Raw genomic sequence first — 14,614 nt, 5'->3', positions numbered from 1 at the left:
TTTAGTAGACACAAGCCTTCAGCGGCTAGTCACCAGTGACTGCGAAGCCGCCCAGGCCGACACATCGTCGCGGCGGATGGCGGCCGCCATCAGGCCGGGGAAGGCATTGGGCGTGCAGGCGAATGAGGGCACGCCCAGGGCGGCCAGCTTGCTGGCCAGGGCGTGGTCATAGGCCGGGGCGCCCTCGTCGCTGAGCGCCAGCAAGGTGATGAACTGCACGCCGGCCTCCACCAGCTCGGCGGCGCGGCGCAGCAGGTTTTCCTCAACGCCACCCTCGTACAGATCGGAGATCAGCACAAAGATGGTGTTGCGGGGCTCGCGGATGATGCTTTGGCAATAGCCCACGGCACCATTGATATCGGTGCCGCCACCCAGCTGCACGCCGAAGAGCAGCTCCACCGGGTCGTCCAGCTGCTCCGTCATGTCCACCACCGCGGTGTCAAACACCACCAGCTTGGTGGCCACCGCCGGCAGGCTGGCCATCACCGCGCCGAAGATGCTGGCATAAACCACCGAGTTGGCCATGGAGCCGCTCTGGTCTATGCACAACACCACCTCGCGCTGCGGCCGGCGGGCCTTGCGGCCATAACCCAGCAAGGTCTGCGGCACCACCGTGCGGTACTCGGGCTGCCAGTGACGCAGATTGGCGCGGATGGTGCGGTGCCAGTCGATCTCGGCATGGCGGGGGCGACGATTGCGCTGGCTGCGGTCCAGGGCGCCGCTGATGGCCGAGCGCAGGGGCTCGTCCAGGCGCTTCATCAGCTCGTCCACCACCTTGCGCACCACCAGGCGAGCGGTGGCCTTGGTGCCGGCCGGGATCACGTGCGACAAAGCCATCAGATTGGCCACCAGATGCACATCGGGCTGCACCGCGTTCAGCATCTCGGGCTGCAGCAACATGTCGCGCATATTCAGGCGCTGCAGCGCGTCGTGCTGCATCACCTGCACCACCGAGCTGGGGAAGTATTTGCGGATATCGCCCAGCCAGCGCGCCACGCTGGGCGCCGAGCCCCCGCGCCCGCCGCGTTTGCTGGAATTAAGCCCGCCCGGGCCATCCGCCTCGTAGAGCGCGGTCAGGGCCTGGTCCATCTCGGCGTTGGCACCAGTCAGTGCGCCGCAGGCCGGTTCGGCCTCACTGCCTAAGACCAAGCGCCAGCGGCGCAGGCGCTCGGCTTCATTCATCGCATCGCTCATGCACTCACTCCCAGCAATTGGCGCAGCAGCGGCAGGGCCAGCTCGGCGCGGGCCGCGTCCCAGGCAGGCGCGCCAGCAGCCACGGCTTGCGGCTGGGCCGCGCCCTGGGCGGCACGCTGGGCCAGGTCGCGGCGCTCGCCGGGCTCAAAGGCCGCAAAGCTGCGCCGCACCAAAGGCAGCACGCGCACAAAATGTTCCTCACTCAGGCCGGCCAGCCAGTCGTCCACCAGCCGCCAGACACTGGCATCGTGCAGCAGCACCACCGCATTGCGATTCAAGAAGCCATCCAACCAGGCGGCGGCCTGGGCCGGTTCGGCGCCGCTGGAGAGATGCAAAGAGATGGCCTGCGCCGCCTCCTCGCCGCTCCACACAGCGGCGTCCAGCAGCAAGCGCGTGGCCACACCTTGCAGCAGATGATGGGCGCCCGCGCTGCGGGCCAGCTGGGCCAGGGCCTGCTGCCAGCTGCGGGTCTGGGCCTCGCCGTCGCGCAGGCCCACGGCGGCATGGGCGCCCAGCAGCTTGTTGCGCAAACCTTCAGCGGCCGCATCGTCCACGGCGCTGCAGGCCAGGGGCAGGCTGAGGGCGGCGCGCAGAATCAGGCCGTCCAGCACATGGCTGACCAGGGCCGCGTCGGTCTGGCGCACATTGCCGTAGCGGTAGACATTGGCCAGGGGCGCCAGGGCGGCCAGCAGCTGCTGGGTGTCGCCGGTCAAGGCGGCGCGGGCTTCCAGCGCGGCCGCAGCGGCGGCGGTGGCTTCGGGCAGCTGGGCCAGCAAGACCTGATCGACCAGGGCCGAGAGTTCCTCCAAACGCTCGACCCGGGCGCAGCGGTCCAGCACCCGGGCGCTAGCGGCCTGGGCCACGGTCTGGCCCCATTGGCTGGCCTCGATCAGCGCCAGCGCGTACTCGGGCTGCCACTGCAGGGTCCACAACTCATGGAAGGTGCCCCGGCTGCTGCGGCCCAGCTTGGCCAGCGTGCCCCAGTCCACGCCCAGCAGATTCAGGCGATGCAGCAGCTGGCTGCGGGCCAGATCATTGGCCTTGCGCAGGTCCAGGTCCAGGGTTTTTTGGGTGGCCTCGGGCTTGAGGCGCAGGCTCTTCTGGGCCTGCTCCAGATCGCGCTGCAAGGGCACGGTGGGCACATCGGGCGGCACGCCACCGAGCCGATCGCCCACCACCAACTCGGCATCGATGAAGCGCAGCACGGTCTCATCGCCCAGGGTCAGCACCGTGCGGCAAGCCTCGTGCAATTCCTCCAGGCCGGGAGCCGGGCGCTCACGCAGGGCGGCCAAGGTGTCGGCCAGGCGCGCGGCCTCGATCAGATGGGCGCTGGAGCAATCGAGCTCGCGCTCCCGCATCAACCGTGCCACGCGACTCAGCCAGCCCACCGCGCGCGGCGCGCCGCTCTCGCTGCATTGCCACAGGTGTTCATACCAGCCGGGCGATTGCACGCCCGCGCCATAGCCGCTGGCGGCGGCCAGGTGGCGATAGGTCCAGGGCACCCAGGTGCTTTGCACCTTGAGCTTGGGCAGGCCTTTGAGCAGGGCGGCATCGGCCTTGGCGGTGGATTTGCCTTGCAAGCCGCCCAGATGCCAGGCGCCACAGATCACGGCGATACGGGCATGACCCTCTTTTTCAGCGGCACGCACGCATTGGCGCATATAGGCCTCGCGCAGGGCTTCGCGGCCCTCCTCGAACTCGCTGCGCTGACGCGCAGGCGCTTCGGCACGCAGCGTCGTCATGGCCTCGTTGATGGCAGCGAACAGGTCCTCACCATCGCCGCGCTCCTCCACCATATGGTTCCACCAGGCCTCGCCATCGGCATAACCGGCGGCGTGGGCCAGCCAGTCCAGCGGGTCCTGGCTGGGCGAGGCTTCGCCGCTGTCTGCCTCCGCGACTTCTGCTTCCGGTTCTGATTCAGCGTCAGTCTCCGCTTCAGCCTCCCGCCTCGCCTTCTCCAGCGCCAGCGAATGCACCAGGGGCAGGTCGATAAAGCGCAGCGGCACGGCTTGTTTCGCCGCCCAGCTGAGCGCCTGCCATTCGGGCGAAAAGCTGGCGAAGGGGTGGTAGACGGCCAGGCGCGTCTCGTCCGGGCAGTGGCTGAGCAAGGCCACCGGCGGCCGCATCTCCGGCGCCAGCACATAAGGCAGCAGGGCCTCGCCCTCGGGCGGCCCTTCCACCAGCAGCAGCTCGGGCGCAAAGTCTTGCAGGGCCCGCAGCAGGCTGCGCGCGCAACCTGGGCCGTGGTGGCGGATGCCGTAGTAACGAACCGTCATGCTATTGGCACTCAGTCCAGCTCACGAAACGCGCGGTACAGATCCTTCCATTCGGCGCGTTCCTTCACCACGGTCTCCAGGTACTCGCTCCAGACCAGCTGATCTTGCACCGGGTCCTTGACCACCGCGCCGATCAGGCCGGCGGCCATGTCCTGAGGGCGCAGCACGCCATCGCCGAAATGACCCGCCAGGGCCATGCCGCTATTGATCACCGAGATGGCCTCGGCGGTGGAGAGGGTGGAGGTCGGCGATTTGAGCTGGGTCTTGCCGTCCTCGGTTTTGCCATTGCGCAGCTCGCGGAAGATCTGCACGATGCGCCGCACCTCCTTGAGCGCCGGCGGCTCGGCGGGCAGCTGCAGGGCCTGGCCCATTTCGGCCACCCGCTTGACGACGATGGCCACCTCGTCGGCCTCGCTGGCGGGCACCGGCAGCACCACGGTGTTGAAGCGGCGCTTGAGCGCGGCCGACAGCTCGTTCACGCCCTTGTCGCGGTTATTGGCCGTGGCAATCACGCTGAAGCCGCGCAGCGCCTGCACCTCGCTGCCCAGCTCGGGGATGGGCAGGGTCTTTTCCGAGAGCACGGTGATCAGGCTGTCCTGCACATCGGCGGGGATGCGGGTCAGCTCTTCGACCCGGGCGATGCGGCCGCTGCGCATGGCCTGCATCAAGGGGCTGGGCACCAGGGCGTTCTCTGAAGGGCCATGGGCCAATAACTGGGCGTAGTTCCAGCCATAGCGCAGCTGCTCCTCGCTGGTGCCGGCCGTGCCTTGAATCAGCAAGGTGGAGTTGCCGCTGATGGCCGCCGCCAGATGCTCGGACACCCAGGACTTGGCCGTGCCCGGCACGCCGTAGAGCAGCAGCGCCCGGTCGGTGGCCAGGGTGGCGACGGCGATCTCCATCAGGCGCGGGCTGCCAATGTATTTAGGGCTGACTTCATAGCCGTTGTCTAGCGTACCGCCCATCAGATAGCGCACCACGGCCCAGGGTGAGAGCTGCCAGTTCTCGGGCCGCTGGCGGCTGTCGAGGCGGCGCAGCTCGGCCAGTTCCTCGGCGTACTGCACTTCGGCATGCTGGCGCATCACGGGGGTAGCGGGGCTGGTGTTCATGCGTGAGTCTCTTGAGATAAATGCTTATGCAGGGCGCGCCGGGTGTTGATGACCTGCATGGCGCTGTGCAAGGTGTTGGCAAGGCTGGCCGTTTCGGCCCCTGCGCCGGCCAGCTGCAGACGCTGCGCCAGCGCGTCCAAGGCGCTTGGATGCAGGACGCAGCACAGATCGGGCAAAAGGCTGCGCAGCAGATAGTCGTCGCGTAAGGCCGCGTCCGGTGTTTGCTGTGGGCGCTGCAGCAGCTTGCTGGCCAGGGCTTGAGAAAACTCGGGCGAGAGCTGGGCGCCTGCAGGCAAGGCGGCCAGCACATGGCTTAACAGCGTGGACAGGCCCAGATTCGTGCTGGCCAGCTGACGCTGCCAATGCTGCTCTCGCTCGGCCAGGGGCAGCAGGGCCAGCACGGCGCTGCGCTCGTCGCGCAAGTGTTTCTCGGGCCAGGCATTAAGCAAGGCGCGGCACCAGTCCAAGGCCTCGGGGCTATCGGGCGCGGCGAACAAGACATCGCGCCAGCCGCGCAACAAGGCCTCGGCCCAGTCTGTGCCTGCGGCCCATTGCAGCAAGTCCTGGGGCTTCATGCCGGTGTGCTGCTGCCACCAACTCAAGCGCAGCTGGCGCACCAGCTGATACAGCCACCAAGCCCGCTCGCCCAGCGATTCATGCTGGGGCCGCGCGGCCTCGATATTGTCGGCCTTCCAGTCTTCGGCCACCGCCTCGGGCGCATGCTGGACCCAGCGCTTGAGCAGCAGCGCGCGCTCATGGCGAACGAGCAAGGCCATGCGCTCGGCCGCCCGGCTGGGGTGGGCGGCGCCGGGCAGACGCAGCAGCAGGCTCAGGGCGACTTGGCGCACCTCGCGGCTGCGGTCGGTGCGCATGCGGTCGAGCATGTTGGCATCGGCCTCGCTGATCTTGAGGGCCAAGACGCCCAACAGCTCGGCTCGCTCCTTGGCGCCCAACTCGGGCAGGGCCAGGCGCAGGCGTTCACGGGCGGCGGCCGGGTCTTGCGCCCGCTCGCGCGCGAGGAAGGCCAGGCGCTGCTCGGCCGTGCCCTCGGTCCAGCGGGCTTCGGCGTCGGCGGCCTCGGCCTGCACACCGGCGGCATAGCGCCAGTCTTCACGCAGGGCCGCCAGCCACAGACCGCGCGTGCCCAATACCGGCAGCAAGGGGCCGCGCAGGGCAATTGAGCGGCGGCCCTGCTCCAGCGCATCGGGCAAGTGCTGGACCGGCAGGCGCTGGCCTTGGCTAGCCAGCAGCGCACACAGCTCATGCTGCAAACGCGCCGGCCCTTCTTGCCAGGCCCAGGCCATCTGGGCGCAAAGGCTCGCGTTCTGTGGCTCGGGCAAGGGCTCGGGCGGGCACGCTGGGGGCAGCTCCGCATCCCAATCCGCGCCCCTGGCCCCGGCCTGGGCGCAGGCGGCCAGCACAGCGCAAGCGCGCAGCACGGCCGTGGCGGGCTCAGGGGCGGCGGAAATGGCCTGAACCAGCACGGCGCCCACCTCGCCAGGCCACGTGGGCAAGGCGGCAGCATGGCGCTCGCTGCCCACCATGGCCACGGGCAGCAGGGGCGCCCAAACATTGCTGGCGGCGCTCATGCCACGCTCCTTTGCCAGACCGGTGCCTGGGCCTGCGCCAGCCAAGCGCTTAAGGGGCGCAGCTGCTGGCCGTCCCACTCCCCCATCAAATTGACGGGCATGCCACCGGTCGCGGCCAGCAAGCGCCAACGATCGGCTTCGCTCAAATTCAGCGCCAGGCATTGCCCCGCCGCCACGGCCAGAGTAGCCGCGCCACGGTGCAACACAACAGCATCGCACAGCAGCAGGGGATGCAAGCTCAGCCAGGGGCTGCGAGCGCTGCGCTGGGCCAGCTGCAGCCATTCACACGCCAAATCGCTAACCGGCCAAATAGGCGGGCTGGCGAGCGCTTGAGCATCCAAGGCCAGCGCACGCAGGCCGGTTGCCCCGGGGAAGAAGGCCAGCGTGGCCTGCACCATCGAACCCGTGACCCAGGCCTGCTCGAAACCCTTGCCGCCAAAGGCGTGATCCAGCAGCCAGGCGCGTCGGCCACTGGCCGCGCCTTGCAGCCAGACACGCCGCTCGCTGAGCTTGTCATCGCGCTCCTCGGTGATCTGGCCCAGCACCGTCCATTGATCGGCCAAGTTCTCACCCGTCTCCTGCACCTCGGCCTTGTCCTGCGGCCAGCCCACCAGGGTTCGCAGATCGGCCTGCAACGCAGGCTCAAGTTGCTCGCGCCGGGCCAGGGCTTCACAAGCCAAATGCAGCAGCCCCAGGCGATGCAGGCTGCGCTCCGGCCAGTCCTCGCCCGCGTGCAGGCCCAGGGCGGCCTCGCGCACGCGCTGGCCCAGGCCGGGGGCTTGGGCATCCACCATGCGGGCGGCCATGGTGTGCCAGGTCTTGATGACTTCCGCGTTCAAGCTGCCCAGGCCCTGGCCGATCTGATCGGCCAGCCAGCGCTGCAACTCGGCCGCGGCGGCGCTGATGCGCTGCCAGCGCTGGGCTTCGCGCTTGGCCGCGGCCTGCGGGTCCAGCGGCGTGGCGGACTTCTCCGCCAGCTTTTTTTGCTCTTCCTTCTTCTGCGCCTTCTCGCTGCGCGTGGCCAGCCATTCGCTGACCCAGGCCGGTGCTTGGCCATTCGCGCTGAAACGCGAGGCATCCTGCGCACGCATCAGCAGCAGGGCCAGGCCATGTTTGCAGGGGAATTTGCGGCTGGGGCAGCTGCAACGGAAAGCCGGCCCGCTCAGATCCACCTGGGTTTGATAGGGCTTGGCCCCACTGCCCTGGCACTCGCCCCAGACCGCTTGCGAATCCTCGCCCAGCAGCGGCCATTTGGCCGGCGCCATCAAGCCACGCGCCGCCTTGACCGAGGCCGGGTCGGGCGCCAAGGCACAAATCGATTCATCGGTCAGCATGGGGCTGGCCTGCCTCCTCGGGATGATGATTGTTGTTCGCCCCAGCAGCCCCAAAGCCGACAAGGCAAATCTTTGGCGGGCAGTCTAAACCTAAGGAAGCTCTGCATAAATCAGGGCGAGGCCGGAAAGTGCGGATCGGGATGGGATGCAAGGCGCAGTTTGAAGCCAATAGCCCTAGCTATTGGCGAGAGCTGCAAGGCCGCAGACCGCCCGAGGCCGCGCTATTCCGGACCGGCCTGATTTGTGCAGAGCTTCCCTAAAGCGAGGGGACCCGGCTCAGCGGCCGTTTGCCGCCGAGAAACGCAAGTCCGCCTCGCTGCGATAAGGCAAGGCCAGCAATCCCGGGCGAGTCAGATTCCCCGTCAGCACGATAGAAAGCGGCCGGTCGGCGGCCCCGTAGAGCCCGATGGCTTGGCGCAGCGTCTGCAGCTCGTGAACGCCGACTTCGATGCTGACCGTCCCCTCGCCGAAGGCGGCTACGTTCAGGTCTAGCGCCGCCACCCCGCTGCCAATCGGCTTGCCTTGCAAAAGCAGCTTGACGTCGGCGCCGATCAGATGGAGCACCCAACGGCTGGGGTTATGGACCCGCAGATCGAGGCGATAGCGGTTTTCCGCCCCGGTTTGCGACAAGGGCTGGAACTGCGCCACGGAGACGCGCAAGGGCTCATTGGGCTGGCTACCCGCACAGGCGGCCAGCAAGAACACGGCCAGGCCAGCCAAAAGCCAGGACTTGAGACGGCTCACCATTTGTCGTCGGTCTTGGGGGCGGCGGTGGCCTCGGGCTTGGCTTCGGTGGCCGCAGGCTTGTTGACCTTCTGGGCCTTGGCAGCGGGCACGGCAGCGGCCTCAGCTGCGACCGAGGCCGCGGGCTTGAGCGCCGATCCCGCCAATTCTTCGCGCAGCTGCAACGCGCCCAAAGGCAAGGCATCCAGCGAGCCGGTGACACCTTCCAGACGGCCGTAGCTCAGATTCGGTGTCACGCGCTCCACCACCAGCTCGCAACAAGGCAGTTCGGTGCGCCCCAAGGACTGGCCGGTCTGTGGATCCTTCAGCTCGCCGCCGATTTGCACCATGGCATAGCGGGCCCCTTGCCGCACTGCGCTGCCACCCTGGCTGAGCACCACCTTGTCGCCTTCGCGCTGCACCACGGTGATGGGGAAACTGCGCCGCATGATGGAGGCCACGACCTGCTTGACCAGATCGTTAGTCATGTCCTCCAACACCTTGCGGCCGTCGACGCCCTGGTCCATGGTGGTGGCCTCGATCGACGGCGCCTTGCCTTGCAGGGAGTCGGCCACCATCACTTGGCGAGTCGCCACATTGACCAGCTTCTGGCTCAAGGCCCAACCACCCGAGTAACTCACCAACTCACGGTTGCTGGCGCGCAGTTGCTGCGCATGACGGTTGTAGGCCATGGAGCTGACCTTACCCGTCCAGATGACATCGGCGCTCGCGGCCTGCGCGAGCTTGGCCTGTTCCGCCGCCGGCGCTTGGCCGCCGGCAATCATGTCCAGCTCCTGCTCCAGCTCCGCATTGAACTCGCGGTCCAACACGGCAAAGCGGCCGCTGTTCACCAGGGCGTCCACCACGCGTTGACGCACATTGGCGGCAACCTCGGCCGAAGGCACGCTCGTGCCGCCGATCGTGAGGGTGGCACTGGGGAACTTCAAGGGCGCGACCACCAGCTTGATCTTCTTCAAGGACTCTGGCGCGCTAAAGCTCGCGATACTGGCCTCGATATTGGCCTTGTAGCGCTTGTCCAGCAGGCCGGGCTCCACCAGTTCCAAGACCTTGAAGCCTTGGATCACACCGCCGGACTTCTGCCGAACGACCTCGGCGAACTCTTGCGCACGCAAAGAGGCCGAGTCCTTGCCCAGCGTCACATCCAGCCCGTACTTGGCGCTGAGGCTGGACATATCGATGGACGCACCATTGACCTGCAGAATGGCCAACTTCATCGCCTCGGCCACCGCCTCTGAGGCGGAAGCGCCAAAGCCCGCAGCCGTCACCTTGACGGTTTGAAGCTTACCCACGTCCAGCATGGGCGCACTGACATTGGCCGGCGCCGAAGCGCCAGCGGCTGCCGTCGATGCGGCCTCATCCTTCTTGCCGCAGGCCACCAAAGCAGCACATGCGCAGAGAGTCAAAACAGAATGACGCCACATCAGAGGCACCCTTTCAGAACAAGAGAGAGAACAAAAAAGTTACAGCGCAGCGGTGGCCGAGTTCGCATCGGCAGGCACGGGAATGTCATTGCTCTTGGCAAAGCTCACCGCGCTGCTCAGCGCGCCCGACAGGGCCTTCACACCCGAGGGGAAGTTCTTCACCAGATAGGTGCCGGCCTGCAGCTTGGGCAGGTCCATGGGCGAAGCCGAGGACAGGCTGCTGGAGAAGTTCTGCACCGGCGTGCGCATGCCCACGTACTTCAGCATGCCCTTGCCCAACTCGCCCAAACCATTGGAGAACTTCTTCTTGGCTTCGGCATCGAGCTTGGGAGACTTGGCCAGTTCGGCAGCCACCGCATTGGTGGAGTCGCTGACCACCTTGTCTGCGTCGGCCAGATTGCCTTGGGTCGAACCTTCGGTCAGCGCACCTGCGGTCGCGCGAGCGGTGGCGGCGGCATCCTTCAAGCCCAGGGCTTCAGCCATTTGCGCATTGGCGGCCAGCACGTCCTTGTTGGCGGCGACGTAAGAGCGCACCAGCTGCTCTTGCGAGCCCACCAGGTTGGTGGAGCCGGCGGCAGCCTTGTTGCCGCCCAAGCTGGGCAGGGAACCGAACTGGGCGGTTCCGACGCTGGGCAGGGTCAAAGCGGCCACAGCCAGGCCAGCCAGGAGAGTCTTCTTCATGGGGTCTATCCTTTAAAACGAGGGCAATAAAAGCAAAAAGCCAGGGGAGGAAAGAAAATGCCAGCGCATGCACCGATGCGCTGGCATCCAGGGCTCGGGTTCAGTGAGCGGAGCCGATCAGCGAACGCCCAGATTGGTGAGCTGGCTGCCCAGTTCGCGGGCGGCATTGTTCGCGGCCAGCTTCAGGGCGTTGGTACGGGCTTCATCATCCGAAGCGCCTACGCCTGCGTACTGCACGGGACCCACCGATGCGATGGTGTCGGGAATTGCTGCGCTGATGTCCAGCACCTTGGCATTGACCGTCACGGCAACGCGGCGCAGGCCCGTGTTGGGATCTTCGTCGGCCATATTGACGTCCAACGTGCCCAGGGTCACGTAGGGAATCTGCGCCGTGCGCATGCCCTGAACGATGGAGGCCAGCGTGGCGGGCTTCAGGTCGTTGCCGGAACGATAGTCGTCTTCCACCGTGGCCAGTTTGAACTGACCGTTGGTGTAAGGCTCAATCATGGCCGCCTCGCTGACCTTGTAGCCGGCCTTGGTGAAGCTGGCGGTGAAGATCTGGTTGAGGTTGGCGCTGGGGATCAGGCGCCAGGTTGACTCGGCCGACTTCTTGGTCGTGCTGCCGCCCGTCTCAATCGAACGGGTGGCCGTAGCGCTGGACTTTTGTTCAGACGAGGCGGAGGCATTGGTGCTGACCTGCCCCTTCTTGATCTTCTCGCCTTCGGTGCTGCTCTCAGACACCTTGTCCGAACCTTCAAAGCTGCGCTTGGCTTCCACCTTTTTATAGACCCGGTCATCAAAGGACTTGACCGAATCCACCTGGCGCGAAATCACCAGGAAGGCCATGGGCGAACGCTCGCTACGACCCGCCTTGGCGACCGCCGAGTTGGCCTTGACGGCATTGCGCAGATTCGCGATGTTCAAGGACACCTTGACCGCGACGGTGTACTGCTGATTGGCCACATTGTCTTCCTCGCCCAGCACCGTGGTTTCGAGGATGAAGCGATCCGGGTCGGCCACGATCTTGTCGCGCACCGCGTCGTAATTGGCGGCCTCGGCCTCACCGGCTTCGGCGTAATACATCTCAACGGCCTTGAGCTGAGCCTTGGACAAGGCTTGCGCCTTCACGTCAGCGGGCGCGGCCTTGCCTTTGTAGGCCACGCTGGCCTTGCCACGAGCTGCCTGCACCTGCGCGATGGCGGCGACGCTGAAACTGATCGCCATCAAGGCGATAAAGAGCTTTCGGATTACTTGCATTTCTTGATCAATTCCTTGGTTTGTTCGATCTGACGTTCAATGTCCGGCGCAGCAGCGGCCGACTTGATCCAGGCATTGCCCTGCCCGTCCAGCGCCTGAGCAAGCTTCACGAACATCAGATTGAGAGAGTCGTAAAAAGCGGGGAAGTCGTCCACATAGACCTGGGTGGCCGGCACCAACTTGACCTCGCCGTTCTTGAGCGCGGTGTCGAAGGGCTTGCGGCTCATCAAGGGCTCTTCGATGGTGAGCTTGGCGTAGGCGCCGTAGATGTAGCTCACACCTGCCGCCGCCTCACCGAACTTGATCTTCTTGAAGCCGTTCAACTCCAGACTGATCTCGTGATCTGGCTTGGGGAGCTTCAGATTGAAAACATCCCCATCTGCAACACTCATCGACATCACATTGCCAATGGCATAGCCCTTGGAGAAAGGAATGATGGGCACGCCGGCGCGGGTAGACAGCGCCTCGGCCAGCATGTCAGCGGCCCAAGTCTCCACACTGCCGGGCGCACTCTTGACCGCCGCCGGGATGAACTCCAGGGCCTCGGGCTTGATGCTGACCTTGGTCACCTGCAACTGCTGTGCAGCGGTATCAGGCACCGTCGCCTTGGCCAAAGCATTGGCAAAGCGTGCGAACAAGCCCGGCTTGCCTCCCGCCCCTTCATAGACCTGCGTCAAGCGCGCAAGAACTTCTTCTTCGCTGGGGTCATAGGGAAAGGTATCGATGGAAGCGAAGCTGATGGGGTAGGCACGCGCGACGTTCATGGCCTTGAAGTCAAAGAACAAGACCTGTCCCTTGACCAGCACCAGCAACTTGCGCAAGTCGCCAAATTGCTCGACAGAAACTGTCTCAGCATTCACGACCAAGGCCACGGCAAGCGCTTGATCGGCCCCCTTCAGCTCGGCGATTTGAGGCACAACTTGCAAGTATTGCGCAGGTGCCAACTTGACCGCTTGATGGATGCGCTTGGCCGGCGATTCACCGATGGCCTTCAACTGCGCTTCGTACTTCTTGGTGTACGGAAACCTCTGCGCAACCGAGGTGGCATCCCCCGAGTAGGCAAACCCTGAAAGCGCAACCTCCTTGCTCTGCGCTGAGGTCGCTGACGCGACCCCCACCAATGACACAAAGACAAAACACCGCGGCACGAAAGAACGCAAGAGGCCGCCCAGCACTCCGTTTAAATTCATCGTTATCTTTTTTGTGAAAGCGGCGGATCATAGTCTGCCCGCACAGTCGATTTGTCTGGAAAAGGCAATAGTGAAAAATCTCAATTGCTCAAACAGCGCCAGTTGTTGAGCTAGGGCAAGACCTGACCCCGACTGGTGCGATTCCACACGGAAGCGCTATCCTGCAAATTGCAGTACGCCAGACGCACTGCGCTTCAGGAGCAAGCCATGAGCACCAAAGTTCTCTTCATCAGCCTCCCAGTCGCCAATCTCAGCGTCTCAAGCGCCTTCTACCAAGCCCTGGGCTTCAGCCTGAACCCGCAGCTCAGCGGTGAAGAGGGCGCCGCCCTGATCTGGAATGAAGCGGTTCAAGTCATGCTGGTCACCCATGCCAAATGGCGCAGCTTCACCCAACGCCCCTTCCCGCCCGCAGGTTCCTGCGCGCTGATGCTCTCTCTGGCTCTGGAGAGCCGCGCCGCCGTCGACGCGATGAACGAGGCCGCTGCCGCCCATGGCGGGCAAGCCGATGTGAACCCCATGGAAGACCACGGCTTTATGTACACCCGCGATCTGGCCGATCCCGATGGGCATATGTGGGCGGCCTTGTGGATGGATCCAGCGGCAGCGGCCCGCTGAGCCTGAGCCATTCGCTCAATCATTTGGACAGGATTCGCCAAGCGCCCACCCATACTTCCCAGCGACTTCGTTTTTTCATGAGCACAGCCCAATCCTCCGCCTCGGCCGTTGACGAATACATCGCGGCGTTTTCCGCAGATGTACAGACCAAGCTCACGATCATCAGGCGCGAAGTGAGGGCTCTTGCCCCGCAGGCCGTGGAGAAGATCAGTTATGGCATTCCCACTTTTTCAATGCGCAAAAACATCTTTCACTACGCCGCCTTCAAGACACATATCGGCCTCTACCCCGGAGCCGCGGCCATGGAAGCCTTCGCCGCAGAGCTCGAGGGCTACAAGACCTCCAAGGGCACCATTCAAGTCCCGCTGAGCCAAGACCCACCGCTTGCGCTCATCCGAAAGCTCGTCCTCTACAACTTGGAGCACCTGGCTGGCCGGCCCCCTAGCCAGCACAAGAAGTAGCGCCCAACACAAACGACGGAGCAAGCAAGCATGAACGAAGTCACCTCATTCCTGGGTATCGCAGCCGCACTATGCATCGGTGCGGCAAGCCCAGGGCCGAGTTTCATCATGGTCGCAAGAACGGCGGCCTCGGCGGGGCGCGCCAAGGGTTTGAATGCGGCGCTCGGCATGGGCCTCGGCGCCATGCTGTTTGCGATCGCCTCTCTGCTCGGTTTGAACCTTGTCTTCTTGGCCGTTCCGCTGCTCTATCTCGCGCTGAAAGTCGTAGGCGGCCTGTATCTCGCCTACCTGGGCTTTCGCATTTGGCAAGGAGCGCGGCAAGCGCTTGAGGTCGGCGCCGATGGGCCATCGGAAAGCGCCATACCCAGCCGTCGCTACCTGCTGCTTGGCCTTGCAACACAAATCAGCAATCCCAAAACCGCCATCGTGTATGCCAGCGTTTTCGCGGCCTTCTTGCCAAGTTCACCCAGCATTCAATACAACCTCGCGCTCATCACCCTGGTGTTTTTCATCGAGGCTGGCTGGTACGCCGTGGTGGCGACCGCTTTGTCGGCCCAGGGCCCAAGAGGCCGCTATCTGCGCTACAAGGCATGGGTGGACCGATCGGCCGGGGCCATCATGGGCGCGCTGGGGATCAAGTTGGCTGTGTCGACGATTGAAGCTTGAGCAGGCTACAAAAGGGAGGCCAAGAGCGTGAAGCACCTATGTGCATGCCCTAGAGGCGGCTAGAGATGTTTAACAATCAG

Annotated in this window: 13 protein-coding genes; 3 read left to right on the top strand and 10 right to left on the bottom strand. The window is 65.0% G+C overall.

Annotated features, from left to right (window positions below):
• Positions 1–18: 18 nt before the first annotated feature.
• From DBR47_RS15680 to DBR47_RS15635, 10 genes are all read right to left on the bottom strand, one after another.
• Positions 19–1,194, bottom strand: a complete 1,176-nt coding sequence (locus DBR47_RS15680) for a VWA domain-containing protein (protein ID WP_124451699.1) — start codon at positions 1,192–1,194, stop codon at positions 19–21.
• Positions 1,191–3,470 carry a DUF5682 family protein gene (locus tag DBR47_RS15675; RefSeq protein ID WP_124451697.1) on the bottom strand — a complete coding sequence of 760 codons (2,280 nt, stop codon included), beginning with the start codon at positions 3,468–3,470 and terminating at the stop codon, positions 1,191–1,193. Before DBR47_RS15675 ends, DBR47_RS15680 begins: the two co-directional genes overlap by 4 nt.
• Positions 3,471–3,481: 11 nt before the next feature.
• Positions 3,482–4,576 (bottom strand): AAA family ATPase, encoded by a 1,095-nt coding sequence (locus tag DBR47_RS15670; RefSeq protein ID WP_124451695.1) that lies wholly within the window; start codon positions 4,574–4,576, stop codon positions 3,482–3,484.
• On the bottom strand, positions 4,573–6,165 hold the full coding sequence (locus DBR47_RS15665) for a DUF5691 domain-containing protein (protein WP_124451693.1): 1,593 nt from the start codon (positions 6,163–6,165) through the stop codon (positions 4,573–4,575). Before DBR47_RS15665 ends, DBR47_RS15670 begins: the two co-directional genes overlap by 4 nt.
• Positions 6,162–7,499, bottom strand: coding sequence for an SWIM zinc finger domain-containing protein (locus tag DBR47_RS15660; RefSeq protein ID WP_124451691.1), 1,338 nt, complete (start codon positions 7,497–7,499; stop codon positions 6,162–6,164). Before DBR47_RS15660 ends, DBR47_RS15665 begins: the two co-directional genes overlap by 4 nt.
• A gap of 276 nt (positions 7,500–7,775) precedes the next feature.
• Positions 7,776–8,243: an LEA type 2 family protein gene (locus DBR47_RS15655; RefSeq protein WP_197047099.1), complete on the bottom strand. Its 468-nt coding sequence runs from the start codon at positions 8,241–8,243 to the stop codon at positions 7,776–7,778.
• Complete coding sequence (locus tag DBR47_RS15650) at positions 8,240–9,664, bottom strand: CsgG/HfaB family protein (RefSeq protein ID WP_124451687.1); 1,425 nt, start codon at positions 9,662–9,664, stop codon at positions 8,240–8,242. Before DBR47_RS15650 ends, DBR47_RS15655 begins: the two co-directional genes overlap by 4 nt.
• A 39-nt stretch (positions 9,665–9,703) precedes the next feature.
• Positions 9,704–10,345, bottom strand: a complete 642-nt coding sequence (locus DBR47_RS15645; protein ID WP_124451685.1) for a hypothetical protein — start codon at positions 10,343–10,345, stop codon at positions 9,704–9,706.
• Positions 10,346–10,462: 117 nt separating this feature from the next.
• Positions 10,463–11,602 carry a hypothetical protein gene (locus DBR47_RS15640; RefSeq protein ID WP_124451683.1) on the bottom strand — a complete coding sequence of 380 codons (1,140 nt, stop codon included), beginning with the start codon at positions 11,600–11,602 and terminating at the stop codon, positions 10,463–10,465.
• Entirely contained in the window at positions 11,593–12,519 is a 927-nt protein-coding gene (locus DBR47_RS15635) for a hypothetical protein (RefSeq protein WP_231512332.1), read from the bottom strand. The genes DBR47_RS15640 and DBR47_RS15635 overlap by 10 nt, the downstream gene beginning before the upstream one ends.
• A gap of 480 nt (positions 12,520–12,999) precedes the next feature.
• Here DBR47_RS15635 and DBR47_RS15630 point away from each other — a divergent pair, with 480 nt between their 5' ends.
• The 3 genes from DBR47_RS15630 (at position 13,000) to DBR47_RS15620 (ending at position 14,534) form a co-directional block, all read left to right on the top strand.
• Positions 13,000–13,407, top strand: coding sequence for a VOC family protein (locus DBR47_RS15630; RefSeq protein WP_124451679.1), 408 nt, complete (start codon positions 13,000–13,002; stop codon positions 13,405–13,407).
• Positions 13,408–13,484: 77 nt separating this feature from the next.
• Positions 13,485–13,868, top strand: a complete 384-nt coding sequence (locus tag DBR47_RS15625) for an iron chaperone (RefSeq protein ID WP_124451677.1) — start codon at positions 13,485–13,487, stop codon at positions 13,866–13,868.
• 30 nt (positions 13,869–13,898) lie between these two features.
• Positions 13,899–14,534 carry a LysE family translocator gene (locus tag DBR47_RS15620; protein WP_124451675.1) on the top strand — a complete coding sequence of 212 codons (636 nt, stop codon included), beginning with the start codon at positions 13,899–13,901 and terminating at the stop codon, positions 14,532–14,534.
• Positions 14,535–14,614 lie beyond the last annotated feature (80 nt).

The organism is Paucibacter sp. KBW04 (assembly GCF_003852425.1).
GTDB lineage: Bacteria > Pseudomonadota > Gammaproteobacteria > Burkholderiales > Burkholderiaceae_C > Paucibacter_A.
The sequence above is the reverse complement of the archived record's forward strand: the minus strand, read 5'-3'. Positions and strand labels throughout refer to the sequence as shown.

Excerpts from the sequence above, each read along its gene's own strand:
- DBR47_RS15680 (WP_124451699.1), bottom strand. The coding sequence starts at position 1,194 with ATGAGCGATGCGATGAATGAAGCCGAGCGCCTGCGCCGCTGGCGCTTG.
- DBR47_RS15675 (WP_124451697.1), bottom strand. The coding sequence starts at position 3,470 with ATGACGGTTCGTTACTACGGCATCCGCCACCACGGCCCAGGTTGCGCG.
- DBR47_RS15670 (WP_124451695.1), bottom strand. The coding sequence starts at position 4,576 with ATGAACACCAGCCCCGCTACCCCCGTGATGCGCCAGCATGCCGAAGTG.
- DBR47_RS15665 (WP_124451693.1), bottom strand. The coding sequence starts at position 6,165 with ATGAGCGCCGCCAGCAATGTTTGGGCGCCCCTGCTGCCCGTGGCCATG.
- DBR47_RS15660 (WP_124451691.1), bottom strand. The coding sequence starts at position 7,499 with ATGCTGACCGATGAATCGATTTGTGCCTTGGCGCCCGACCCGGCCTCG.
- DBR47_RS15650 (WP_124451687.1), bottom strand. The coding sequence starts at position 9,664 with ATGTGGCGTCATTCTGTTTTGACTCTCTGCGCATGTGCTGCTTTGGTG.
- DBR47_RS15645 (WP_124451685.1), bottom strand. The coding sequence starts at position 10,345 with ATGAAGAAGACTCTCCTGGCTGGCCTGGCTGTGGCCGCTTTGACCCTG.
- DBR47_RS15640 (WP_124451683.1), bottom strand. The coding sequence starts at position 11,602 with ATGCAAGTAATCCGAAAGCTCTTTATCGCCTTGATGGCGATCAGTTTC.
- DBR47_RS15630 (WP_124451679.1), top strand. The coding sequence starts at position 13,000 with ATGAGCACCAAAGTTCTCTTCATCAGCCTCCCAGTCGCCAATCTCAGC.
- DBR47_RS15625 (WP_124451677.1), top strand. The coding sequence starts at position 13,485 with ATGAGCACAGCCCAATCCTCCGCCTCGGCCGTTGACGAATACATCGCG.
- DBR47_RS15620 (WP_124451675.1), top strand. The coding sequence starts at position 13,899 with ATGAACGAAGTCACCTCATTCCTGGGTATCGCAGCCGCACTATGCATC.